Annotated in this window: 24 protein-coding genes; 20 read left to right on the top strand and 4 right to left on the bottom strand. The window is 56.3% G+C overall.

Annotated elements, in window-relative coordinates:
* Positions 1-336: 336 nt before the first annotated feature.
* A complete protein-coding gene (locus YBN1229_RS13875) occupies positions 337-705 on the top strand; it encodes an ArsR/SmtB family transcription factor (RefSeq protein WP_244464926.1) in 369 nt (122 codons plus the stop codon).
* Here the strand turns inward: YBN1229_RS13875 and YBN1229_RS19090 are convergent.
* Entirely contained in the window at positions 675-1,196 is a 522-nt protein-coding gene (locus YBN1229_RS19090) for a hypothetical protein (protein WP_076605333.1), read from the bottom strand. The genes YBN1229_RS13875 and YBN1229_RS19090 overlap by 31 nt on opposite strands.
* A 232-nt stretch (positions 1,197-1,428) precedes the next feature.
* Here YBN1229_RS19090 and soxY point away from each other — a divergent pair, with 232 nt between their 5' ends.
* The 9 genes from soxY (at position 1,429) to YBN1229_RS13825 (ending at position 8,643) form a co-directional block, all read left to right on the top strand.
* Complete coding sequence (soxY, locus tag YBN1229_RS13865) at positions 1,429-1,905, top strand: thiosulfate oxidation carrier protein SoxY (RefSeq protein WP_046478648.1); 477 nt, start codon at positions 1,429-1,431, stop codon at positions 1,903-1,905.
* Positions 1,906-1,924: 19 nt separating this feature from the next.
* The gene (gene soxZ / locus YBN1229_RS13860) at positions 1,925-2,254 is read left to right on the top strand and encodes a thiosulfate oxidation carrier complex protein SoxZ (protein WP_046478649.1); all 330 of its coding nucleotides are present in this window, start codon (positions 1,925-1,927) and stop codon (positions 2,252-2,254) included.
* A 206-nt stretch (positions 2,255-2,460) separates the two neighbouring features.
* Positions 2,461-2,703, top strand: a complete 243-nt coding sequence (locus tag YBN1229_RS13855) for a CDGSH iron-sulfur domain-containing protein (protein WP_076605334.1) — start codon at positions 2,461-2,463, stop codon at positions 2,701-2,703.
* Between the two features lie 218 nt (positions 2,704-2,921).
* The gene (locus tag YBN1229_RS13850; protein WP_046478650.1) at positions 2,922-3,836 is read left to right on the top strand and encodes a branched-chain amino acid ABC transporter permease; all 915 of its coding nucleotides are present in this window, start codon (positions 2,922-2,924) and stop codon (positions 3,834-3,836) included.
* 4 nt (positions 3,837-3,840) lie between these two features.
* On the top strand, positions 3,841-5,235 hold the full coding sequence (gene livM, locus YBN1229_RS13845) for a high-affinity branched-chain amino acid ABC transporter permease LivM (protein WP_046478651.1): 1,395 nt from the start codon (positions 3,841-3,843) through the stop codon (positions 5,233-5,235).
* Positions 5,235-6,146 carry an ABC transporter ATP-binding protein gene (locus YBN1229_RS13840; protein WP_046478652.1) on the top strand — a complete coding sequence of 304 codons (912 nt, stop codon included), beginning with the start codon at positions 5,235-5,237 and terminating at the stop codon, positions 6,144-6,146. The genes livM and YBN1229_RS13840 overlap by 1 nt, the downstream gene beginning before the upstream one ends.
* Positions 6,143-6,904: an ABC transporter ATP-binding protein gene (locus YBN1229_RS13835; protein ID WP_046478653.1), complete on the top strand. Its 762-nt coding sequence runs from the start codon at positions 6,143-6,145 to the stop codon at positions 6,902-6,904. The genes YBN1229_RS13840 and YBN1229_RS13835 overlap by 4 nt, the downstream gene beginning before the upstream one ends.
* A 59-nt stretch (positions 6,905-6,963) precedes the next feature.
* Positions 6,964-7,314 carry a DUF6867 family protein gene (locus tag YBN1229_RS13830; protein WP_046478654.1) on the top strand — a complete coding sequence of 117 codons (351 nt, stop codon included), beginning with the start codon at positions 6,964-6,966 and terminating at the stop codon, positions 7,312-7,314.
* Positions 7,315-7,500: 186 nt separating this feature from the next.
* On the top strand, positions 7,501-8,643 hold the full coding sequence (locus YBN1229_RS13825; protein WP_082101146.1) for a branched-chain amino acid ABC transporter substrate-binding protein: 1,143 nt from the start codon (positions 7,501-7,503) through the stop codon (positions 8,641-8,643).
* A 615-nt stretch (positions 8,644-9,258) separates the two neighbouring features.
* Here YBN1229_RS13825 and YBN1229_RS13820 read toward each other — a convergent pair.
* A complete protein-coding gene (locus tag YBN1229_RS13820) occupies positions 9,259-9,456 on the bottom strand; it encodes a hypothetical protein (protein WP_046478655.1) in 198 nt (65 codons plus the stop codon).
* Positions 9,457-9,856: 400 nt separating this feature from the next.
* Between YBN1229_RS13820 and YBN1229_RS13815 the strand changes: the two genes are divergently transcribed.
* The 3 genes from YBN1229_RS13815 (at position 9,857) to YBN1229_RS13805 (ending at position 12,928) form a co-directional block, all read left to right on the top strand.
* On the top strand, positions 9,857-10,876 hold the full coding sequence (locus YBN1229_RS13815) for a P1 family peptidase (RefSeq protein WP_046478656.1): 1,020 nt from the start codon (positions 9,857-9,859) through the stop codon (positions 10,874-10,876).
* Between the two features lie 85 nt (positions 10,877-10,961).
* The gene (gene purB, locus YBN1229_RS13810; RefSeq protein ID WP_046478657.1) at positions 10,962-12,269 is read left to right on the top strand and encodes an adenylosuccinate lyase; all 1,308 of its coding nucleotides are present in this window, start codon (positions 10,962-10,964) and stop codon (positions 12,267-12,269) included.
* 59 nt (positions 12,270-12,328) lie between these two features.
* Positions 12,329-12,928 (top strand): RBBP9/YdeN family alpha/beta hydrolase, encoded by a 600-nt coding sequence (locus YBN1229_RS13805; RefSeq protein ID WP_046478658.1) that lies wholly within the window; start codon positions 12,329-12,331, stop codon positions 12,926-12,928.
* A gap of 61 nt (positions 12,929-12,989) precedes the next feature.
* On the opposite strand, the gene YBN1229_RS13800 is transcribed toward YBN1229_RS13805, so the two are convergent.
* Entirely contained in the window at positions 12,990-13,316 is a 327-nt protein-coding gene (locus YBN1229_RS13800) for a DUF1476 domain-containing protein (protein ID WP_046478660.1), read from the bottom strand.
* Positions 13,317-13,668: 352 nt separating this feature from the next.
* Here YBN1229_RS13800 and purC point away from each other — a divergent pair, with 352 nt between their 5' ends.
* The 3 genes from purC to purQ all read left to right on the top strand — a co-directional run bounded on the left by purC (position 13,669) and on the right by purQ (position 15,691).
* Entirely contained in the window at positions 13,669-14,457 is a 789-nt protein-coding gene (gene purC / locus YBN1229_RS13795) for a phosphoribosylaminoimidazolesuccinocarboxamide synthase (protein ID WP_046478663.1), read from the top strand.
* Positions 14,458-14,654: 197 nt separating this feature from the next.
* Positions 14,655-14,897, top strand: a complete 243-nt coding sequence (gene purS, locus YBN1229_RS13790; protein ID WP_046478666.1) for a phosphoribosylformylglycinamidine synthase subunit PurS — start codon at positions 14,655-14,657, stop codon at positions 14,895-14,897.
* Positions 14,898-14,983: 86 nt separating this feature from the next.
* Complete coding sequence (purQ, locus tag YBN1229_RS13785; protein WP_082101145.1) at positions 14,984-15,691, top strand: phosphoribosylformylglycinamidine synthase subunit PurQ; 708 nt, start codon at positions 14,984-14,986, stop codon at positions 15,689-15,691.
* Between the two features lie 119 nt (positions 15,692-15,810).
* Here purQ and YBN1229_RS13780 read toward each other — a convergent pair whose 3' ends face one another.
* Positions 15,811-16,188, bottom strand: coding sequence for a hypothetical protein (locus YBN1229_RS13780; protein ID WP_052743944.1), 378 nt, complete (start codon positions 16,186-16,188; stop codon positions 15,811-15,813).
* 360 nt (positions 16,189-16,548) lie between these two features.
* Between YBN1229_RS13780 and purL the strand changes: the two genes are divergently transcribed.
* From purL to YBN1229_RS13760, 4 genes are all read left to right on the top strand, one after another.
* The gene (gene purL / locus YBN1229_RS13775; protein ID WP_046478667.1) at positions 16,549-18,774 is read left to right on the top strand and encodes a phosphoribosylformylglycinamidine synthase subunit PurL; all 2,226 of its coding nucleotides are present in this window, start codon (positions 16,549-16,551) and stop codon (positions 18,772-18,774) included.
* 121 nt (positions 18,775-18,895) lie between these two features.
* Positions 18,896-19,132, top strand: a complete 237-nt coding sequence (locus YBN1229_RS13770) for a BolA/IbaG family iron-sulfur metabolism protein (protein ID WP_046478670.1) — start codon at positions 18,896-18,898, stop codon at positions 19,130-19,132.
* Positions 19,133-19,226: 94 nt separating this feature from the next.
* Positions 19,227-19,577: a Grx4 family monothiol glutaredoxin gene (gene grxD, locus YBN1229_RS13765; RefSeq protein ID WP_046478671.1), complete on the top strand. Its 351-nt coding sequence runs from the start codon at positions 19,227-19,229 to the stop codon at positions 19,575-19,577.
* 198 nt (positions 19,578-19,775) lie between these two features.
* Positions 19,776-20,927: a paraquat-inducible protein A gene (locus YBN1229_RS13760; RefSeq protein WP_076605336.1), complete on the top strand. Its 1,152-nt coding sequence runs from the start codon at positions 19,776-19,778 to the stop codon at positions 20,925-20,927.
* The last annotated feature ends 50 nt before the right edge of the window (positions 20,928-20,977 follow it).

The raw sequence follows: 20,977 nt of genomic DNA, 5'->3' as shown, positions 1-20,977 counted from the left end.
GTGCCAGCCGAAGGTGCCTTGTTTTTCAAGCTAAGCGCATATCAGTGGGCCGAATTTCTTGGCCATAATATAGTGCGGCGCGTTAACCTCGGCTTGACAGCCTGGAAAGATATTTTTCGCAGTGAAATTCGACCTTTAGATCGGTCCAATTCCAATACTCATGCTGGCATGGAGGCGACCGTCCGTTTGTGCACGTTATCGCGCTGGACGGTGCATTTGCCACGGGAGCAAGTATAGCCACATATTCACATGGCGTTCGAGTGGCGCCAAAGGCCGCCGTGACCGGCGAACGCGAGCCCCCAATATTAGTTGCAGGTGGCACGGGAGAAGAACGACGTGGTATTGGAAAGTGATGGTTCGGTTGAACCAGAAGCCATGGAAGCCCCGGATGGTGACTTTCTCGATGCGATGCGCGCGGCGGCTTTAGAGGCGACCAAGCTGCTCAAATCCATCGGTAGCCCGCATCGTTTGATGATTTTGTGCCTGCTTATGGATGGAGAAAAGACTGTCAGCGAGATCTCCGAGGCGATCGGCGCGCAGCAAAGCTTGACGTCTCAACATTTGACGCGGTTGCGTCTGCATGGCCTTGTGGCCGTCGAGCGGCGTGGACAGTTTGCGTATTATTCAATCGCGGACATTGCGGCGCGCGAAATCGTGGAAGTGCTCTATCGTCACTATTGCGCGGGCAAGATGGCCGGCGTCTGAGCTCTGGAAACACCGAGAGGTGTTTTGTCTACGATTGGGCTTACGGCAGCCGGGAGTTCTTTGTCGTCACTGCGGATGCCAGCTTGGCCAAGCAATTTTTCCAACGCAGACCAGAAGTATTCATTGCCTGGATAACCGATAATCCGGCCAACCTCTTTGCCGTCGCTACGCACCAAAATGAAGGTTGGCGTGTAGACGACGCGTTGGAAGCGCTGCGCGGTTGATGAGTCTATATCAAGCTTGACCAAGGGCGCATACCGGCCCGCGGGTGTCGAGGGGTAGTAGCGCCCGACCTCTTTGTCCCAGAGCTTGCAATAGCTGCAGTCGTCCTTTTCGATCATCACCAGACCCAGCTTGCCAGCCTGAGGCGCGGCGAACGTTGCTACGGGATCAATTGCGAGGAGGAAGGCGATCGCCCAAAGCGCGAGAAACGAGGGTGCGCGCGCGCGTTTCACTCTCTTGGCAATTTGCAGCGTAAGACTTTTTGACATAGTTCTGTTCGCCTTGTTCGCTATATGTGAAAGCGGCCTGGGCTTAAGTAATGTGTTTGCCTATATAGAAGCAGATTACTGAAAACCCCTACATCCTCTATTAAATACGTCGTGAGCGGGGGATTATGGCGCCGAACGTGCTTTGAATGAGTGGCTTGGTTTATAGCCGCTGATATCGGGGATGCTCAGACGACGTTGATACATAGTGTTTGCGGGAAGGAGGCCCGGATACATGGTCATGCAATTGCACTTGGAGACGCTCGACCGGCGTCAGTTTGTGGTGGGCGCTGGTGCTGCGGCTGCCATTTTTGCATTGTTCCGCTCAATTCCAGCCTCCGCCGAAAAACCGCAGGATTTCGATGCCACTTTTAAAAGTATTGTTGGCGATGCCGAAACCGGTGATAGCGGCGTAGAAATCACATTGCCTGAAATTGCTGAGAATGGGAATACCGTCCCATTTTCGATCGCGGTTGAGGGCGCAATGTCTAAGGATGATTGCGTCAAAGCAGTTCATTTGCTTTCGACCGGAAATCCTCAGCCAATGATCGCAACATTTCATTTCACGCCACTGTCCGGTACCGCGGACGTCTCAGGCCGTATGCGTCTCGCAAAGACCCAGGAGATTGTGGCCGTTGCTGAGCTGAGCAATGGCAAGTTTCTGGTCGGCAAGCAGATGGTCAAGGTGACGATCGGCGGATGCGGCGGTTAGCCGGGAGGAGAACAGAGCAATGTCTAACAATAAACCCCGCGCGAAAATCTCTCCTGCGAACCCGAAGGTCGGTGACGTCATCGAGGTCAAGACGCTGGTCAGCCACGTGATGGAAACCGGGCTGCGCAAGGATAAGAATGGCCAAGTCATTCCGCGCAATATCATCCACTCGTTCAAAGCGACCTTTGAAGGAGAGCCGGTATTCAGCGGTGATCTCTACCCGGGAATCTCGGCAAACCCGTACATCGCCTTCCACATGAAGGTGACCAAGCCTGGGGCGCTCGAACTCACCTGGGTGGACGACGCCGGCGAGACGTTGTCGACGACGGTTTCGGTCACGGTCGGCTGACGGCTATAGTCAGATCGGGATCGAGATCACAAGGCCTGTCCAAACTGGACAGGCCTTTTTTGTGACGTGGGTGGCGCTTGGCAATCGTTAGAATAGGATGCCCGTGTCGGTGCGCGGCCTTGTGCTCAATGAGTAGAGCCGCTAATGGCGAAGGCTAGATTTTGAGCACAGGCGGGCCAATGGCCTGACGTCGGGGAGGATGTGACGTGTCGGATGAAAGCGTAGTTGCCCAGAAGGGCCCCTATCAGGTCGAGCTTGTCGGGGGTAAGGCCTACTTTTATTGCCGTTGCGGCCGCTCTCAAAAACAGCCCTTCTGCGATGGCGCACATAGCGCGACCGATATTCAACCGTTACGCTTTGTTCCCGCTGAGTCCGGTACTTACAATTTGTGTGGGTGCAAAACGACGGATGACGAACCCTACTGCGACGGCTCGCACAACTTGCTCTAAGATTGTTACCAACAGTCTATGAAGTCCGACTGCTGCACGGTGTTTGCCGCGTTGAGGTGCATTGTTCTATGGGCTTTCGCCTCACTAGGATGCAACACGCCTGTCCATAATCGCACCTTTGCTCAAAATTGCAGCTTTCCTCTCTATTGCCTAGACACTATGAAAATTAAGGTCGGCGGCGACCGCATATTTTTGCTCAATTCAACCGATGAGACCTTATGGATTATTTCGTTCAACAGCTGCTCAACGGTCTTACTCTCGGGTCGGTCTACGGGCTTATCGCCATCGGATACACGATGGTCTATGGCATCATCGGCATGATCAACTTCGCCCATGGCGATGTGTTCATGGTCTCTGTCTTCATCGGCCTCATTCTATTCCTGCTGATCACATCGCTTTTTGGCGGGCTCGCGATCGCGCTGGCGCTCATTATCGTGCTCGTGGCGGCGATGGCTCTCACGGCTCTATGGAGCTGGACCATCGAACGAGTTGCCTATCGCCCATTGCGAGGTTCGTTTCGACTGGCGCCGCTGATCTCAGCGATTGGCATGTCAATTTTCCTGGTCAATTTTGTGCAGCTCGTGCAAGGGCCTCGCAACAAGTCCATACCTCCTATCATTGATGGAAGCTTTACGTTGCCTATGATCGACGGGAACGTAACCGTGGCCTACAAACAGCTCCTCATCATGGGGACGACGGTCGTATTGCTCACTGCATTTTGGTTCATTGTTCAGAAGACGTCTTTGGGACGCGCTCAGCGGGCGTGTGAGCAGGATCGCAAGATGGCGGCCTTGCTCGGCATCAATGTCGATCGCACTATTTCGCTGACATTTGTCATGGGCGCTGCGCTCGCTGCTGTGGCCGGCGTACTGTATCTTGTTCAATATGGGGTCGTTAGTTTTGCTGATGGCTTCGTGCCAGGCGTGAAGGCCTTTACCGCAGCGGTCCTCGGCGGTATCGGTTCGCTTCCCGGAGCGGTGATCGGGGGCTTGTTGATCGGTTTGATCGAGGTTCTTTGGTCAGCGTATTTCTCGATCGATTACAAAGACGTCGCAGCGTTTTCCATTCTCGCAATCACCTTGATCTTCATGCCTTCGGGTATTCTCGGTAAGCCCGACGTAGAGAAGGTCTGAACCAATGGTGGGGACCGGCAAGCGGCGCGAGCCCGCCGACCTCCAGGCCTCGCCCGGCTTTTTGGGCGCTGTGAAAGACGCCGGCTTTCTGGCTCTGCTTACGTTTGGGCTTTCATTTCCGCTCGTTGCTTTCAACGCTTATCAGCATCTTACAGCCGGGCTCATTCTTGAGCCACGTTGGGGCTTGGTGGCCTGGGCGTGCGGCATCGCGTTTTTTGCGCGGCTCGCATGGAACCTGTTTGGCGGTTACATTTCGCGTGGCGGCAGCGCCGCCATCGGCGCGATGTCGAGCTTGGGGAGCCGCACAGGCCTCAGTGTCAATCATATTCGCTGGATAGGGCTTATCTGGCTGCTTTCCTATCCGTTTCTTGCTGTCGCATTGGCAGGACCGGGTGGCGCGCTCAAGTGGATCGATAACTTCGGTATCCAGATTTTGATCTACGTGATGCTGGGTTGGGGGCTCAACATCGTTGTTGGCCTCGCCGGTCTGCTGGATCTCGGATATGTAGCTTTTTATGCCGTCGGCGCTTACTCGACAGCGCTGCTGTCTACCACCTTCGGTTTTTCATTTTGGCTGTGCTTGCCGCTTGCAGGCATCTTTGCTGCGTTCTGGGGGATCTTGCTCGGATTTCCGGTGCTGCGGCTGCGCGGTGACTATTTGGCGATTGTCACGCTCGCCTTCGGCGAAATCATCCGGCTGGTGTTGATCAACTGGGTGGACGTGACGGGCGGTGCAGCAGGCATTTCCGGTATTCCTCGGCCGACTTTCTTCGGCATTCCCTTCAATGCCTCTGATGAAGGGTTCGCGGCGACGTTCGGGCTGACCTTCACTCCCTTGCACAGGCTCTTCTTTCTTTTCTATTTGATCCTCGCCATGGCTCTGCTGACGAACTGGATCACGGTGCGTCTGCGGAAGTTGCCGATCGGGCGTGCTTGGGAGGCGCTGCGGGAAGACGAGATTGCATGTAGGTCTCTCGGTATCGATACGGTTCTGACGAAGCTTACGGCATTTTCGATCGGCGCAATGTTCGGCGGCTTTGCCGGCGCTTTTTTTGCCGCGCGGCTGGGCTTCATCAGTCCGAAGTCGTTTGAGTTCATGGAAAGCGCGGTAATTCTGTCTATCGTTGTATTGGGTGGGATGGGTAGCCAGATCGGCGTGGCGATCGCGGCCATTGCCATGATCGGCGGCACAGAAATCCTGCGAGAGCTCGGCTTCCTCAAGGCTTTGTTTGGCCCCGCCTTCGACCCTGCTCAGTATCGGATGCTTGTCTTCGGGCTTGCGATGGTCGGCATGATGGTCTGGCGGCCGCGCGGCCTTATTTCAAAGCGGGAGCCGTCAATTTTCCTTCGAGAGAAGAAGGCCATTTCCGGGGCCCTGGTGAAGGAGGGGCACGGGTAATGGTGGGCGGTGCTTATGAGCCCTTATTGCTGGTTGAGAATTTGACGATGCGCTTTGGTGGCTTGGTCGCCGTCAAGGATCTATCGTTCACCGTCGGCCGTGGTCAGATCACAGCGCTGATCGGGCCCAATGGCGCAGGCAAGACGACAGTATTCAACTGTCTTACCGGCTTTTATAAACCGACAGGCGGACGTATCGCGCTTGTCGGCGGCGGTGGTGATGTGGATGCCGCTTTAGCCGCCGTTACGGATAGCCCCCGGCGATATCTTCGCTCCCCTGACCGAGAAGTCTATCTGCTCGAGCGGATGGGCGATTCAGAGATCAACGCAAAAGCGAGAGTTGCGCGAACATTCCAGAATATCCGGCTGTTCCAAGGCATGACAGTTCTCGAGAATCTTATTGTCGCGCAACACAACGCACTTAACCGCGCGTCTGGTTATTCCCTTTTGGGGCTTGTGGGAGCGAAGTCATTCCGGGATGCCGAGCGGACTGCGGTTGATCGAGCGGCTTATTGGCTCGACAAAATCGGGCTACTGCATCGCGCGGACGACCCAGCGGGCGATCTTCCCTACGGGGATCAGCGACGTCTCGAGATTATCCGAGCGATGTGCACCGAACCGGCATTGCTCTGTCTCGATGAACCTGCAGCGGGTCTTAATCCGAAAGAAAGCGCTGACCTAAAGGCTTTGATTCTCGAGATTCGGGCTGAGACCGGTACATCTGTGCTCTTGATCGAACATGATATGAGCGTGGTTATGGAGATTTCCGACCACGTCATCGTGCTCGAATATGGGATCAAAATCTCAGATGGCACACCTGCGGAGATCCGCGATGATCCGAAAGTCATCGCGGCGTACTTGGGTGTCGAGGATGAGGAAGTTCTCGCGGTGGAAGCGGAGTTCGAACAATGACGCTTCCTTACGATCCATCATGGGAAAATGCCGGGGATGCCCCAATGCTATGCGTGCGAGGCATTCGCACCTACTACGGGAGCATTATGGCGCTCCGTGGCGTAGATCTGGATGTCTATGCTGGCGAAATCGTCACAATGATCGGCGCCAACGGGGCTGGCAAATCGACGCTGATGATGACGATTTGCGGAGACCCTGCGGCGCGAACCGGCAGCATTCATTTTGAGGGGCGCGATATCACGCGCATGCCGACGCATGACATTGCGCGCCTTAAGATCGCGCAGTCTCCGGAGGGGCGGCGTATCTTTCCGCGCATGACTGTGCTCGAAAACCTCCAGATGGGCGCAGGGCTCGCGGATCCTCGTCATTTTGACGATGACCTCAACTATGTGACGAGCTTGTTCCCGCGCCTCAGGGAAAGGTTGCATCAGCGCGGCGGCACGCTTTCTGGCGGTGAGCAGCAGATGCTTGCGATCGCGCGTGCCCTGATGAGCCGACCTAAACTCTTGTTGTTGGATGAGCCCTCTCTCGGGCTAGCGCCATTAATTGTGAAGCAGATCTTTGAGGTCATCGCTGAAATCAATCAACGCGATGGCGTCACGATCTTCCTCGTTGAGCAAAATGCTTATCATGCGTTGCGGCTGGCGCATCGCGCCTACGTGATGGTCAACGGCGTGATTACAATGAGCGGCGCAGGGGCAGAATTGCTTCGCAGCCCCGAGGTCCGCGAGGCTTATCTGGAAGGTGGACGGCACTGACGCCCATTGCGGCTTTGCGTCTGCGGTTGCAGCGCTGATCGTGGGAAAAGGGAGGGTTTATGGACACATTTTATCCGGCTGAACCCCACGCGTTCGCCGTATTCCTGTTTGCCACGGTCATACTCGGCGGGGCGGCCTCTTGGGCAACGGGGCGCGCTGTCGCCCTAACCTGGAAGCCGTTATGGCAGCTTGTTTTCTATATGGGTCTCATGACGTTGGCTGTGCGCTTTATCCACTACGCGCTCTTTCATGAGGTCTTTCTCTCTCTTCAGCATGTCGGCGTGGATTTTGTGGTCCTCGCTGCCATTGCGTGGCTCGGATACCGGCAGACACGCTCTAGGCAAATGCAGTCCCAGTACCCCTGGCTCTTTAGGCGAACCGGCTTGATAAGCTGGCAACGTCGGAGTTGACCGGATTGGGATGCGTGCGGATTAAAATTGGATGCTGATACCCGACACTTGGTGACAAGCGGGCAAATTTCGGCTCAACATTAGCCATTCACAGCCAAGGGATGATGAGACTTTTCTTTTGGGGCAGCACTTCGTTTGCGGATTTTGTCCGCCATCCAGCAGTTTGAACACATGGAGATCTTGTAAATGCGATTAGGTTGTCTCGTTGGCTTGACCCTTGCCACAGGCCTTGCGCTGGCGGCGTGCGGTGACAGCAACACTCCTGAGGTTGCTAAGGAAGAAGCGATCAAGATCGCGGTCGCCGGACCGCTCACCGGCAAAGACGCGGCTTTTGGTGCCCAGCTCAAGAACGGCGCGGTTCAGGGGGTTGAGGATATCAACGCAGCGGGCGGCATCCTTGGCAAAAAGCTCGAGCTTTCTATCGAAGATGATAACGCCGATCCAAAGCAGGGTGTCTCCATCGCCAACAAGATGGCCGGGGAAGGCGTCAAATTCGTCATCGGCCATTTCAACTCTGGCGTCTCCATTCCGTCTTCGGACGTCTACAACGAGAACGGCATGCTGATGGTGTCGCCGGCATCGACCAACCCGACATTTACGGACCGTGGTTTGTGGAACGTGTTTCGGGTGTGCGGACGTGACGATCAGCAGGGCACAGTCGCCGGGCAGTACATCGCCCACAATTTGGCCGATCAGAAGGTCGCTATCGTTCACGACAAGACGACGTACGGCAAAGGTTTAGCCGATGAAACCAAGAAAGCGCTCAACGAGGCCGGCATCCAAGAAGTTCTCTACGAGGGCATCAATAGTGGTGAGAAGGATTTCTCCGCTCTGATCGCCAAGATGAAGGAAGCTGGCGCGCAGCTCGTGTATTTCGGAGGTGTACACACCGAGGCTGGACTGATCGCACGACAGATGCGCGACCAGGGGCTCAATGCCACGCTGATGTCGGGTGACGGCATCGCCACGGATGAGTTCGCTTCCATCGCCGGCCCGGCTGCCGAAGGGACGTTGATGACGTTTGCCCCCGATCCTCGCAAGCGCGAGGAAGCGGCTGGAGCTCTCAAGAAATTCGAGGAAAAAGGCATCACGCCTGAGGCCTACACGCTTTATTCCTACGCCGTTGCTCAGATCTTCAAGCAGGCTGCGGAAGCTGCCAAGTCCACCGAGCCTAAGAAGGTGGCAGATCAGATGCGCTCGGGACAGACGTTCAATACGGTTATTGGTGATATCGCTTTTAACGACAAAGGCGACGTAAACCGGTTGGATTACACGATGTACACTTGGAAGAAGGTGGACGGGGATCGGATCTCGTACGTCGAAAACTGATCTTCGTATTGCTGATAGCTATCGACGCGAGCGCCTCCGAATTTCGGAGGCGCTTTTTTGTTGAGAAACTTTGTGCTGCGCAGCATTTGATACGAGATCGATTGGCCGTGTGATTGGTTTCGCGGGATTTATAGTGTGCTTCTATCTGGCGATAGCGCACACGCGCATGAAGCGCCGGCCCACAGTCGGCCGATTTGGGCCGGCCAGATAAAACATGTGCTCGTAGATTGTCCGATGGAATAGATAATAGGTTGGGGCATTCGTGAGATAAATCCCACCTAATGGCGCGTTGTTTTTCGCGCACTTTCTTTAAATCGTTGTATTCAAATAGCGGTCATTCGCATTCCGAACCAATGTGTTCGATTTCTGCCATCAGCTATTTTTGAAAATATCTAGCAGAGAACGCGCAGGTCGCGTTTCGGCTCTCTTATGTGGGCCAAACCAAATTCTGCGTATTCTTCATCGGCGTGCTCTAAATTAGCGAAACCGATATGTGTATAATTGCTATCTCTATTTCATGTGGCATACCGGCTTAAGAATGAGCACGTAAGCCACCTTGGTGCGTTAGACTGACCTCTCTCGTAAAACACGTCGCTCCCACGCTCTTGGCATAAGTCAGCGCCCTTGCGACTGAGCCAAACAATCTCTCAATAGCGCTGCTTCGAGACGGCGCAGATCGTCAGGGATTGTCTGACCAGCTTCGCGGCGGCGGCGGATGCATTCTTTGACCATCGCATAGCCTTCGCGTGGATCTTCCAACGCGTCGATCCGACCGTTTAAGTCGGCGACTTCTTGTTGAACCTCATTTAGCATTCCATTCTCCCTTAGTTCTGAAATCCTGAACAACTAAAACTCTGGCCTTCTATTGGTTTTTACGTCCAGCGATTCATTTGTTCAGCCTAGTAGACAGATAACGTTTAAAGGCAGCAATTTCAGTTGCTGTCCTTAAAAGTGTTGAGCTCCCGTTGCGATTTGAACACTTCTGGCTCGTCCTCCTGCGAGGTATTTCCCGGCGGCCACGCGATAGGGCCCGAAATTGTGCTCAGATCTTGACCCACTCACAGAAATCAAAGGTTCCTTTCTCAAAGTGTTGCAGGCGTGGCGCAACCATGATTGCGTCAGGCTCCTGCATGTTCGTTTTGCGGCACCCTCGTGCGAAAGCCCCGTCAATTCACATAGGTCCGAATTTTCGGATCACAACTCGAATGAAACAATGAGCGCTCTCCGCAATCACATCTGTGATGTTAGACAAATCCAAGTTGGCTCCGCGCACGATGCGTCAATTTGTTCCGGCGTGACGGTTGTACTTCCGACGCGCCCTTGCATTGCCGCCGTGGATGTCCGTGGGGGCGGGACAGGCACCCGTGAGATTGAGGCCTTGGGATTGGCTGGTACGGTCGATGAGGTGCATGGGATCGTTCTGGCGGGTGGCTCGGCTTTCGGATTGGCGGCGGCTACCGGGGTTCAAGCTTGGTTGGCCGAACGCCGGATCGGCTTGAATGTCGCCGGCGCGCGCGTTCCGATCGTGGCGCAGGCGATCTTGTTCGACCTTCTAAACGGGGGAAACAAAAGCTGGGGGGAACGCAACCCTTATGAGCGTCTGGCGCGGACTGCCTGCGACGAAGCGTCTGGGGAGGCTGCCGAGATCGGGAGCGTTGGCGCCGGCTTCGGTGCAACGACCGCGAACTTGCGCGGTGGATTAGGGAGCGCTTCGGCAGATGTTGGTGATGGTGTGGTGGTGGGTGCGCTGGTGGCCGTCAACGCCGTTGGGTGCGTTACGATGGGTGATAGCCCTCATTTCTGGGCATGGCCGTTCGAACAGGATGAGGAGTTTGGCGGGCGCGGGCCTCCGGTTTCTTATCAAAACAAAGGCGCGCCACCCCTTCTCAAGGGTGGGCCGGGGCAAAATACTACGATAGCGGTGGTCGCGACGAACGCACGGCTCGATAAGCGTCAAACTCACCGGTTGGCCGTAATGGCACAAAGCGGTCTCGCGCGCGCTATCCACCCTGTGCATTCTCCGCTTGATGGAGATCTGGTTTTCGCGATGGCGACAGGCGAAGTCGAACTGAAAGATCCCATCATCGGCTTGACCACCCTCGGCTGCGCTGCAGGCGACGCGCTGGCGCGTGCTGTCGCGCGGGGTGTTTATTTTGCTGCACCTGCGCAAGCCGGTTGGCAGGGCCCCCAGAGCTATCGTCAAAGATTTGGTGCAAGACCAGCAAACAAATAGAGGAAGCGGCCGGGTCCTCAATTGAAGCCGGGTAGCTGCTCTGCTACAGGCTCAGTGGATATTTGGAACCCGTAGAAAGACGCCAATGATCCCTCGTTACTCCCGGCCGGAGATGGCCGCCATCTGGGCCCCTGAGTCCCGTTTTCGTATCTGGTTCGAGATCGAGGCGCATGCTGCCTCTGCGATGGCCGAGATGGGTACGATACCGAAAGAAGCGGCCGAGACTATTTGGGCTAAGGGACGCAACGCGACATTCGACATCTCTCGGATCGATGAAATCGAAGCGGTCACGAAGCATGACGTGATCGCGTTTCTGACGCATCTGGCGGAAATCGTCGGGCCAGACGCCCGATTCGTTCATCAGGGCATGACGTCCTCCGACGTTCTCGACACCTGCTTCAACGTCCAGTTGGTGCGTGCTGCCGACATTCTCATTGCGGATGTCGATCGATTGCTGACCGCTTTGAAGGCGCGCGCCTTCGAGCACAAGAACACCATCACGATCGGGCGCAGCCACGGTATCCACGCGGAACCCACAACCTTCGGCGTGAAGCTTGCCTACGCGCATGCTGAGTTTGAGCGTGCGCGCGACCGTTTGCTGGCTGCGCGCGATGAGGTCGCGACCTGCGCACTGTCCGGTGCGGTAGGCACATTCGCGAATATCGATCCTCAAGTCGAAATCTACGTGGCGGAAAAGCTCGGGCTTAAGCCGGAACCGGTGTCGACGCAGGTCATTCCGCGCGACCGACATGCGATGTACTTCGCGACCTTGGCGGTTGTTGCCTCGTCGATCGAGCGGCTTAGCGTTGAAGTCCGCCATCTTCAACGGACCGAAGTTCTCGAAGCCGAAGAGTTCTTTTCGCCAGGGCAAAAGGGTTCTTCAGCCATGCCTCACAAGCGTAACCCTGTGTTGACGGAAAACCTCACGGGGCTTGCACGTATGGTTCGCGCCTATGCACTGCCGGCGATGGAAAACGTGGCGTTGTGGCACGAGCGCGATATTTCGCATTCATCTGTCGAGCGGATGATCGGACCAGATGCGACAGTTACACTGGACTTTGCGTTGGGCCGTCTCGCGGGCGTGATCGAGAAGCTTGTGGTTTATCCGGGCACCATGCAGCGTAACCTCGACAAGCTCTCGGGCTTGCATAACTCCCAACGCGTTCTGTTGGCGCTTACGCAAAAAGGCGTCAGCCGGGAAGACGCCTATCGCCTGGTGCAGCGCAATGCCATGAAAACGTGGGAAGAGGGGCGCGATTTCCTCAGTGAACTCAAGGGAGATAGCGAAGTTAGCGCGCATTTGTCGGCTGCAGAACTCGATGCGATGTTCGACAATGCATATCATCTCAAGCACGTGGACACGATTTTTGCGCGGGTCTTCGGAGAAGCCTGACGGACCTGCCATCACATGATTAGGTCATACGAAGCCGTTTTGGAGCGATCAAACCTCTCATGCGCACTTCAGACGTGGAAATTCTGATTGTGCCGGGCTGGTCTGGCTCTGGGCCCGATCATTGGCAATCTCGGTGGGAGCGCAGCCTCAAGACGGCACGACGTGTCGAGCAAGAGGACTGGTTGAAGCCGCAGAGCGAGCAGTGGTCGGCTCGGATCGCCAGCGCGGTGGCAACGTCGGAAAAGCCCGTAGTGCTGGTGGCTCACAGTTTGGGTGTGATTTCGGTGGCCCACGCTGCACCGCGTCTCGATCTGACGAAGGTGGCCGGAGCATATCTGGTCGCACCGGCTGATATTGAAAACGCGAAGGACTGGCCGGTTACCGAAGGGCATTCGTTTGAACAGGATGTGCGGGACTTCGGCACGATGCCCCGCGAACCGCTCCCATTTCCTTCGACGCTCATTGCTTCGCACACCGATCCCTATTGCAGCTTCGAACGGGCGAAGGAGATTGCAGCGATGTGGGGTTCGAAGTTGCTTGAAGCGGGCGACGCAGGCCACGTCAATGTTGCGTCTGGTCATGGCCCCTGGCCGGAGGGGCTTTTGCAGTTCGGCCTGTTCTTGAAGGATTTGCAGGAGCCCGCTGCAGGGACGAAATGACGATCATCCCTGCAGCCTTCTCCAAGGACTGCCGTGCACAAACTTCTCGGACAGCGATCCGTTAGCTCGCGCTGCCTTCGATCTGATTGATCGCTTGCGCGAGCATTTCGACCATCTGCTGCTGGATCTCTTCGTCGCTGACCGAAATTCCCTTCGCCTCGAAGTCTGCGCGAAGCTTTCGGATCACGTCGTCATCGCCCTTTTCCTCAAGGTCCGCACGCCGGACTTCCTTCTGATATTCGGCAACGGCGTCTCCCGTGAGGCCGAGCTTTTCGGCGGCCCAGGCGCCAATCAGATTATTGCGACGTGCTTCCGCTTTGAATTTAAGTTCTTGATCATGCGCGAATTTTTTCTCAAAGCCCTTTTGACGCTCATCGAATGTGGTCATGCTGTTTCTACCTGTGATTGCTGTTAACGAAAACTACTCGCGCTTTAATCGCTACCGCGATGTCGCACCCCTTGGCGGCGGACTTGGCCTGAATAACGTTCGAGTGTTGGCAAATCAATGACTTGCCTGTTGTCGATAACCGTTCCGCAAATCGCCTATTGTAAAGATTGTTTATGGGGGTGCATTCAGCTAGTGTCAGCCACCTGGACCAGACCGATCTGGACTCGCTGATGTTGCAGCGCCACATAGAGTGGCACGCAGCAAAATCCCGACATCAGACCGGTCTAGCGTTGCGGTCCCATTACAAAGAACACACTGAGACATGAGCTCCATCATACTTAAAGGACCAGGCATGAACAGGCGCCGTCGTATCTACGAAGGTAAGGCGAAGGTTCTGTACGAAGGACCCGAACCGGGAACGCTCATCCAGCATTTCAAGGATGACGCTACGGCCTTCAACAACAAAAAGCATGCCTTAATCGAGGGCAAAGGCGTCCTCAACAATCGTATCTCGGAAATGGTCTTTCAGAGGCTGGGCGAGATCGGAGTTCCGACGCATTTTATCCGCCGTCTCAACATGCGCGAGCAATTGATCCGCGAAGTCGAGATCATTCCGCTCGAAGTCGTTGTCCGCAACGTTGCGGCCGGCTCGCTGGCGACACGGCTGGGACTTGAGGAAGGCGCGCAACTTCCACGTTCCATTATCGAATTCTACTACAAGGCTGATTCCCTGAACGACCCGATGGTTTCGGAAGAACACATCACGGCGTTTGGATGGGCAGCGCCGCAGGAGATCGATGAGATCATGCAGCTCGCACTGCGGATCAACGACTTCCTGGTCGGTCTGTTCCTCGGAATCGGCATCCGTCTCGTAGACTTCAAAGTGGAATTCGGCCGTCTTTGGGAGAATGATCAGATGCGCATAGTTCTGGCTGACGAGATCAGCCCGGACTGCTGCCGTCTGTGGGACATCCAGACGTCGGACAAGCTCGACAAGGACCGTTTCCGTCGCGACCTCGGCGGTGTGCTTGAGGCGTATCAGGAAGTTGCCCGGAGGCTGGGCGTTCTCAATGAGAATCGGCCATCCGTGGGCGCAACGCCTGTGCTCGTTGCGTCCAACCCGACGGGCAAGCCGCATTAGGGTCTTTTGCTTTTCGTTGAAAAGCGGAAAGTCCCTAACTGTTCGTTTTGGCGTGCGTCGTGTCGGAAAATCAGTTTCCACTCTTCCGGAAGCACGCTACCAGTTGAGAGATCCCGAGGCGCTCAATATACGTTGGGCGCCTCGCCGCTTCATTTCGGCGCAGCCCCATTTTGTCGGCTCGCGGCTAAAGAGACGTCATGAAAGCACGCATCAAGATTACACTCAAAAACGGCGTTCTCGATCCGCAAGGCAAGGCGATTGAGCATGCATTGTCGTCCCTTGGATTTTCCGGCGTCAACGAAGTGCGTCAGGGAAAATATATCGAGGTCGATCTGGCGGATGGTGATGCGGCGAACGCGCGCGAGACCGTCGAGAAGATGTGCAAAGACCTGCTCGCCAATACGGTGATCGAAAACTACGACATCGAGATTGCCAGCTGAGGTGATTGCGGGGCGTTGTGTGCTTGCGCCTATAGGGCGAGAGTTCGCCGCTGGCGCTGATTTGCGGCCTAGGGAGACATAATCAAATGATCCGCTCCGCTGTTATCGTGTTCCCCGGTTCGAACTGCGATCGCGACGTGAAGGTCGCTCTTGAGGCGATCACGGGTTTTCCGGCGCGGATGGTGTGGCACGGCGAATCAGAAGTTCCTGCTTGTGATCTGATTGTTCTGCCTGGCGGATTTTCCTATGGCGACTATCTGCGCTGCGGTGCGATGGCTGCGCATTCGCCGATCATGCGCGATGTCGTGGCCAAAGCTAAGGCCGGAACCCCATTGCTTGGCATTTGTAACGGGTTTCAAATTCTGCTTGAGACCGGTCTGCTGCCGGGTGCGCTGATGCGGAATGCCTCGCTGCGTTTCATCTGCCGCGACGCCTTTTTGCGCTGTGAAACGAAGGATACGTTCTTCACCCGTTGCAACCGTGTGGGTGAGGTTCTGCGGATGCCGGTCGCGCACCATGACGGGAACTATTTCGCGGATGAAGATACGTTGGACCGTCTTGAGGAGGATGGTCGCGTGGTCTTCCGCTATTGCGATGCTGATGGAGCGGTTACGGAGGCTGCGAATCCCAATGGCTCACAACGTAACATCGCCGGCATAACAGACAGTACGGGACGAATTCTCGGGCTGATGCCGCACCCTGAACGCTTGTTCGAGCCCCAGCTTGGCGGAACCGACGGACGTCGGATTTTTGAAAGCGCTGTGGTCAGTATCGCTGAAGCAATGGTCGGCTGACGCCACGTTGCTGCGTTTCGATCGTTTATCTCTGAGACATAAAGCAAGAGAGGGCTGAAGCCCTCTCTCGGCCGCATCCCAACCCCTGCGTGTTTTTCGGCTGGGTTCTGCGGAACTGGTTAGATGCGCGGTGCGACGGCGACGTGGTCAAGCGGCGTTACCGTCATCTTCGCGGCGTTCGCGGTGCAATCGAAGCCGAGCGATTTACCGTTAGATGTATCGACACGGGCGGGACGGCCCGGGGCGACGGCGACAATCATGCGTGTTGCTGCGCCAGAAACGGTGTCTTCTGTGTAAGCCTCGGTAAGCATAAGGGTGAGGTGGCAAACACCATCACGATCCAGAAAATAGCTTACGGCGCGTTTGTTTCCCAAGTCGAAGCTCTGGCCGTGACCGGGCGTCAGCTCAATTGGGCGTACACCCTGGCCAGCCATGACCGTCGTCGCGGTAATGACGCAGACTGCAACAGTACTCAGTATGGTTTTAAACGGGGTCATCAGAGTGCTCCTCGCAAAGATCATCTCATCGTCAGCTCATGCGGCTAGCGTCGATGCCGGGCTTGCAAGACTTTGTGCCCAGTCGTTAGTGGCCAGCGTGGAGAAACACTTAGCGCCCTTCTCATTGGTGAGGCATGCTAATTTGTGCATTGCAGCAATACGCATGCTGCAGCGCGGTTCGGCCGCGCGGCAGAGCGCTTCACCCGCTCGGTGAAAAGGCACTACCCGAGTGGGTGAGGTCTCCACCGGATATTGTGCCGCATTAGGCGTTGAGGCTCTGGGATGTCGCGAGTTTGGCGTCTATAAGCGGGCCAGGCTACACCGGCGCTTGCCGTCCCCCGTCGCGAGAAGAAAACAGCAATGAATGATGCCACCGAAAGCACGGTTCCGTTCGAAGTGACTGATGAGCTTATTGCCGAGCACGGTTTAAAGCCGGATGAGTACACACGGCTGCTCGAGATCATGGGGCGCCAACCGTCGCTAACGGAGCTCGGCATTTTCTCCGTGATGTGGTCAGAGCACTGCTCCTATAAGTCTTCGCGGTTCTGGCTGAAGACGTTACCGACGTCGGGTGCCTGCGTGATTCAGGGGCCAGGCGAAAATGCCGGCATTGTCGATCTTGGCGAAGGCTGGGCGGCCGTCTTCAAGATGGAAAGCCACAATCACCCTTCGTACATCGAGCCTTATCAGGGTGCTGCGACAGGGGTCGGCGGTATTATGCGCGACGTGTTCACGATGGGTGCGCGCCCGGTTGCCAATCTTAATGCGCTCCGCTTTGGCGATCCCTCCCACCCCAAAACGCGCCACCTTGTTTCAGGCGTCGTGTCAGGCATCGGCGGATATGGCAATTGCGTGGGCGTGCCGACTGTCGGCGGTGAGGTGAACTTCGACGCGGGCTACAACAACAACATTCTCGTCAACGCCATGTGTGTCGGCTTAGCACGCACCGACAAGATCTTTTATTCGGCCGCCAAGGGCGTTGGGTTGCCTGTCGTATACGTCGGTTCCAAAACGGGCCGTGACGGCATTCACGGCGCGACGATGGCTTCGGCGGAGTTTGACGACAAGTCGGACGAAAAGCGCCCAACTGTACAGGTTGGCGATCCCTTCACAGAAAAGCTGCTCATCGAGGCTTGCCTCGAGCTGATGGCATCGGATGCCATCATCGCCATTCAGGATATGGGCGCTGCAGGTCTGACGTCGTCCACCGCGGAGATGGCGGACAAAGGCGGGGTCGGGATCGAACTCAATCTGGACCAGGTTCCGCAACGCGAAACCGGCATGACGGCCTACGAGATGATGCTGTCGGAGAGCCAAGAGCGGATGCTGATGATTCTGCGCCCGGGCTCCGAAGCCGCAGCGGAAGCCGTGTTTCGCAAATGGGATCTGGACTTTGCGGTGATCGGGCGCACGACCGACACAGGCCGGATGATCGTGACACACAAGGGGAAAGTAGAAGCCGATATCCCCGTTGCGACGCTCGCCAATTCGGCGCCGCTCTATGAGCGCCCTTGGGTGCCGCACGAGCCGGCAAAAGTTATCCTTCCACAATGGGTGCCACCGCCTGACGCTGGTATTTTGCCGTGCCTCAAGACGCTTATGGGTACCCCGGCGCTAGCCTCGCGTCGCTGGGTCTGGGAGCAGTACGATCACATGGTGATGGGCGACACTGTTCAGCGCCCGGGTGGTGACGCTGCGGTGGTGCGTGTGCACGGGACACAAAAGGGGATTGCGGCCTGTTGCGATGTTACGCCTCGATATGTGGCTGCGGACCCAGAGATGGGTGGCAAACAAGCGGTCGTAGAGACGTGGCGGAACCTGACAGCCGTCGGTGCGGATCCACTCGCAGTCACTGACAATCTTAATTTTGGCAACCCGGAGCGACCCGAAATTATGGGGCAGATCGTCGGTGCCATTAAGGGAATTGGGGAAGCTTGTCGGACGCTCGACTACCCGGTCGTGTCCGGGAACGTCTCCCTTTATAATGAAACAAATGGCGTTGGGATTCCGCCGACGCCGGCCATTGGCGGCGTGGGGCTCATTCCTGATGTCCAAAAAATGGCTTCCGTCGGTCTCAAGCGGGAAGGTGAGCTTCTCGTCCTGATCGGCGAAGAGAAGGGTTGGCTTGGCCAATCGCTCTACCAACAGCACGCTGCGGGAAAGCTCGAGGGCGCCCCGCCGCCGGTCGATCTGGCTGCGGAGCTCAAGGCGGGGCGGCTTGTGCGCGCGCTGATCCGTGAGCGCGTGTGCGATACCGTGCACGACTGCTCGGACGGTGGTTTGTTGGTTGCCGTAGCGGAAATGGCTCTGGCGGGTGACATGGGTGCAGAGCTTTTCGTTTATGAAGGCAAGCTACCGGGTCATAGCGTCTGGTTCGGTGAGGATCAGGGGCGCTATGTGGTTTCTGTTGCTCCGGCGGCGGCTGAAGAAGTTCTCGGCCGGGCGCGTCTGCTGGAGTTGCCAGCCCGGATCGTTGGCCGTACCGGAGGGGCGTCGTTGACGCTGGCGGGTGAGGCCTCATTGCCGCTCAGTGAGCTTCGCGTGGCACATGACTCCTGGCTTCCCAATTATATGGCTGGTGTTTAAGGCTTTTTACTTGGCTTGGCAGTGACGGTGGCTCGCTTTGCTCTAGCGACATCTCTATAATTTGAGGCCAAGGGGTGCTTTGCGCCCGTATGCTAATCAGCTAGAGGAGAAGCGGTACGATATGCCGATGACAGCCAATGAAATCGAGCATCTGATCAAGGAAGCGTTTCCCGACGCTGTCATCGAAATTCGGGATCTGGCGGGCGATGGCGATCACTTCGCTGCGCACGTCGTAACGTCAGCTTTTAAGGGCAAAAACCGCGTCCAGCAGCACCAGATGGTTTACAGCGCGTTGCAGGGACGAATGGGTGGCGTGTTGCACGCGCTGGCATTGACCACGGCGGTGCCCCAAGATTGACTTTAACTGAAGCGACACCCAAGTTCGATGCTGGCGGATTGTCGAGATCCTATCGGCGAATTACGCCGGTGCAGATTTTTAAGGAAGGGCGGAGATGAGTAGCCAAGACGTCAATGACTGGATCCGCAAGCAGATCGCGAATCACGACGTGGTCTTGTTTATGAAGGGGACGAAGCAGTTTCCGCAGTGCGGATTTTCGGGCCAAGTTGCGCAGATCCTCGGTTATCTGGGCGTTGATTATCAAGACATCAACGTTCTCGACGACATGAGTGTGCGTGATGGCGTCAAAGCCTTTTCCAATTGGCCGACGATCCCGCAGCTCTACATCAAAGGCGAGTTCCAGGGCGGTTGTGACATCGTCCGTGAGATGTTCCAGGACGGCTCACTGATGCAGGTGCTCGACGAAAAAGGCATCCTCTACGACAAGTCGAAATTGATGGCCTGATCGGCTGTCATCCGCCTCATATCTGCTCGTTATCTTGACCTCGGGGAGTGCAGTTGTCGCTATTTGCTCTCCCCGGACGTCGTTTCCGTTGAATCGTCCTAATTTTATCCCTCAGCATGCTTTAATGGATGTGGTCGTTTCGACGGCCGCGTACAGTCGCGCGCACTTTCAGGATTGTGGGGAGGACGAACTCAGAGGATGTGGCTTGGAGGCCGGCGTTTTTTCCTAAGCCTGGCTATACTCGGTGCGAGCGTATGTCTTGCGCTTGGGATCACATTGCCGGTCATCCGACTTACCCAATACATGTTCTGGTCGACCCAGCACTCCTTGCTTTCGACTGTCGAGGTTCTGCTTGCTGATGGCCAGCTCTTCCTCGGGCTGACGGTGCTGGTCTTCTCGATTATCTTTCCCGTAGTGAAGCTCTTGTACTTGTTGCTCGTTTCGACGCTTCCACATGAGGAGATTCTTCGTCAGCGCTGGCGTTTGAGGGCTCTCGAATGGCTCGGCAAATGGTCAATGCATGACGTGCTCGTACTGGCGTTGATGATTTTCTTCATCAAGAGCCAGGGTGTTTACGACGCGACGAGCCTTAACGGCGTGTACTTTTTCACCGCTGCCATCGTTCTCATGATCCTAGCCTACGCGTGGCTTCCGGCCGTGGCCAAGGACCGGGCTTTGATCGCTGCGCGCGCTTCCGGCACCGTACTGCCTGACATGACGCCGGCGGGCGCTTCCAGCCGAAGCCAGCTTCCGCAGATTTCAACGCAGGAAAAACCAGTTCAGCGCCGAACTGCGATGCGCAATTTCGTGCTGTCGTTTTTGATCATCCTGGCGACTGTGTTCTTCGCGCTCGGGGTGATCCTGCCCGTCATCCGCTTCACGACGGTCTATGTCTGGACCAATGAACATTCTCTCGCGACGATCATCTACGCACTCTATCGGAACGAGGAGTTTTTCCTTTGCGCCGTTTTGTTTGTCTTTTCGGTGCTCTTTCCGTTCCTGAAGCTGTTCTACCTGCTGACGCTCGTTACCTCTCCAGACCTCAGTCCCGAATTTCGCGACAAGTCGATTTCGACGATGGAATGGCTTGGGCGTTATTCCATGACCGACGTCATGGTACTGGCGTTGATGATCTTTTATGTGAACTCGTCGGGATATACGGAGGCGCGCGTTCTTCCGGGCGTCTATTTCTTTGCAGCCTCGGCGCTTATCACCATGCTCGCTTATGGCTGGGCCAGCACGACTGCACCCGCTCCTTCTCCGTCGGCGAGCAGCCGTGTAGATGTGGAGCCCGACACCGATAGCAGTCGTAGCCCGCAGCGGCGTCCTGCGCAGGTTCCTGAGCTTTAATTCGGAGAGAGAATTGGCGGCGGAGCCGTTAAGTCACTCCGCCGGCCAGA

Origin of the sequence: Candidatus Filomicrobium marinum (assembly GCF_000981545.1) — a bacterium.
In the GTDB taxonomy this organism is placed as follows: Bacteria; Pseudomonadota; Alphaproteobacteria; order Rhizobiales; family Hyphomicrobiaceae; genus Filomicrobium; species Filomicrobium insigne.
Note: the sequence above shows the minus strand (reverse complement) of the source record. Positions and strands in the feature narration are given on the sequence as shown.

Coding starts and splice junctions, on each gene's coding strand:
- YBN1229_RS13800 (WP_046478660.1), bottom strand. CDS start 13,316: ATGACCACATTCGATGAGCGTCAAAAGGGCTTTGAGAAAAAATTCGCG.
- YBN1229_RS13820 (WP_046478655.1), bottom strand. CDS start 9,456: ATGCTAAATGAGGTTCAACAAGAAGTCGCCGACTTAAACGGTCGGATC.
- soxY (WP_046478648.1), top strand. CDS start 1,429: ATGGTCATGCAATTGCACTTGGAGACGCTCGACCGGCGTCAGTTTGTG.
- YBN1229_RS13780 (WP_052743944.1), bottom strand. CDS start 16,188: ATGACCCCGTTTAAAACCATACTGAGTACTGTTGCAGTCTGCGTCATT.
- purS (WP_046478666.1), top strand. CDS start 14,655: ATGAAAGCACGCATCAAGATTACACTCAAAAACGGCGTTCTCGATCCG.
- YBN1229_RS13760 (WP_076605336.1), top strand. CDS start 19,776: ATGTGGCTTGGAGGCCGGCGTTTTTTCCTAAGCCTGGCTATACTCGGT.
- YBN1229_RS13815 (WP_046478656.1), top strand. CDS start 9,857: ATGAGCGCTCTCCGCAATCACATCTGTGATGTTAGACAAATCCAAGTT.
- YBN1229_RS13825 (WP_082101146.1), top strand. CDS start 7,501: ATGCGATTAGGTTGTCTCGTTGGCTTGACCCTTGCCACAGGCCTTGCG.
- purB (WP_046478657.1), top strand. CDS start 10,962: ATGATCCCTCGTTACTCCCGGCCGGAGATGGCCGCCATCTGGGCCCCT.
- YBN1229_RS13805 (WP_046478658.1), top strand. CDS start 12,329: ATGCGCACTTCAGACGTGGAAATTCTGATTGTGCCGGGCTGGTCTGGC.
- YBN1229_RS19090 (WP_076605333.1), bottom strand. CDS start 1,196: ATGTCAAAAAGTCTTACGCTGCAAATTGCCAAGAGAGTGAAACGCGCG.
- livM (WP_046478651.1), top strand. CDS start 3,841: ATGGTGGGGACCGGCAAGCGGCGCGAGCCCGCCGACCTCCAGGCCTCG.
- YBN1229_RS13770 (WP_046478670.1), top strand. CDS start 18,896: ATGCCGATGACAGCCAATGAAATCGAGCATCTGATCAAGGAAGCGTTT.
- soxZ (WP_046478649.1), top strand. CDS start 1,925: ATGTCTAACAATAAACCCCGCGCGAAAATCTCTCCTGCGAACCCGAAG.
- purC (WP_046478663.1), top strand. CDS start 13,669: ATGAACAGGCGCCGTCGTATCTACGAAGGTAAGGCGAAGGTTCTGTAC.
- purL (WP_046478667.1), top strand. CDS start 16,549: ATGAATGATGCCACCGAAAGCACGGTTCCGTTCGAAGTGACTGATGAG.
- YBN1229_RS13840 (WP_046478652.1), top strand. CDS start 5,235: ATGGTGGGCGGTGCTTATGAGCCCTTATTGCTGGTTGAGAATTTGACG.
- purQ (WP_082101145.1), top strand. CDS start 14,984: ATGATCCGCTCCGCTGTTATCGTGTTCCCCGGTTCGAACTGCGATCGC.
- YBN1229_RS13850 (WP_046478650.1), top strand. CDS start 2,922: ATGGATTATTTCGTTCAACAGCTGCTCAACGGTCTTACTCTCGGGTCG.
- grxD (WP_046478671.1), top strand. CDS start 19,227: ATGAGTAGCCAAGACGTCAATGACTGGATCCGCAAGCAGATCGCGAAT.
- YBN1229_RS13830 (WP_046478654.1), top strand. CDS start 6,964: ATGGACACATTTTATCCGGCTGAACCCCACGCGTTCGCCGTATTCCTG.
- YBN1229_RS13835 (WP_046478653.1), top strand. CDS start 6,143: ATGACGCTTCCTTACGATCCATCATGGGAAAATGCCGGGGATGCCCCA.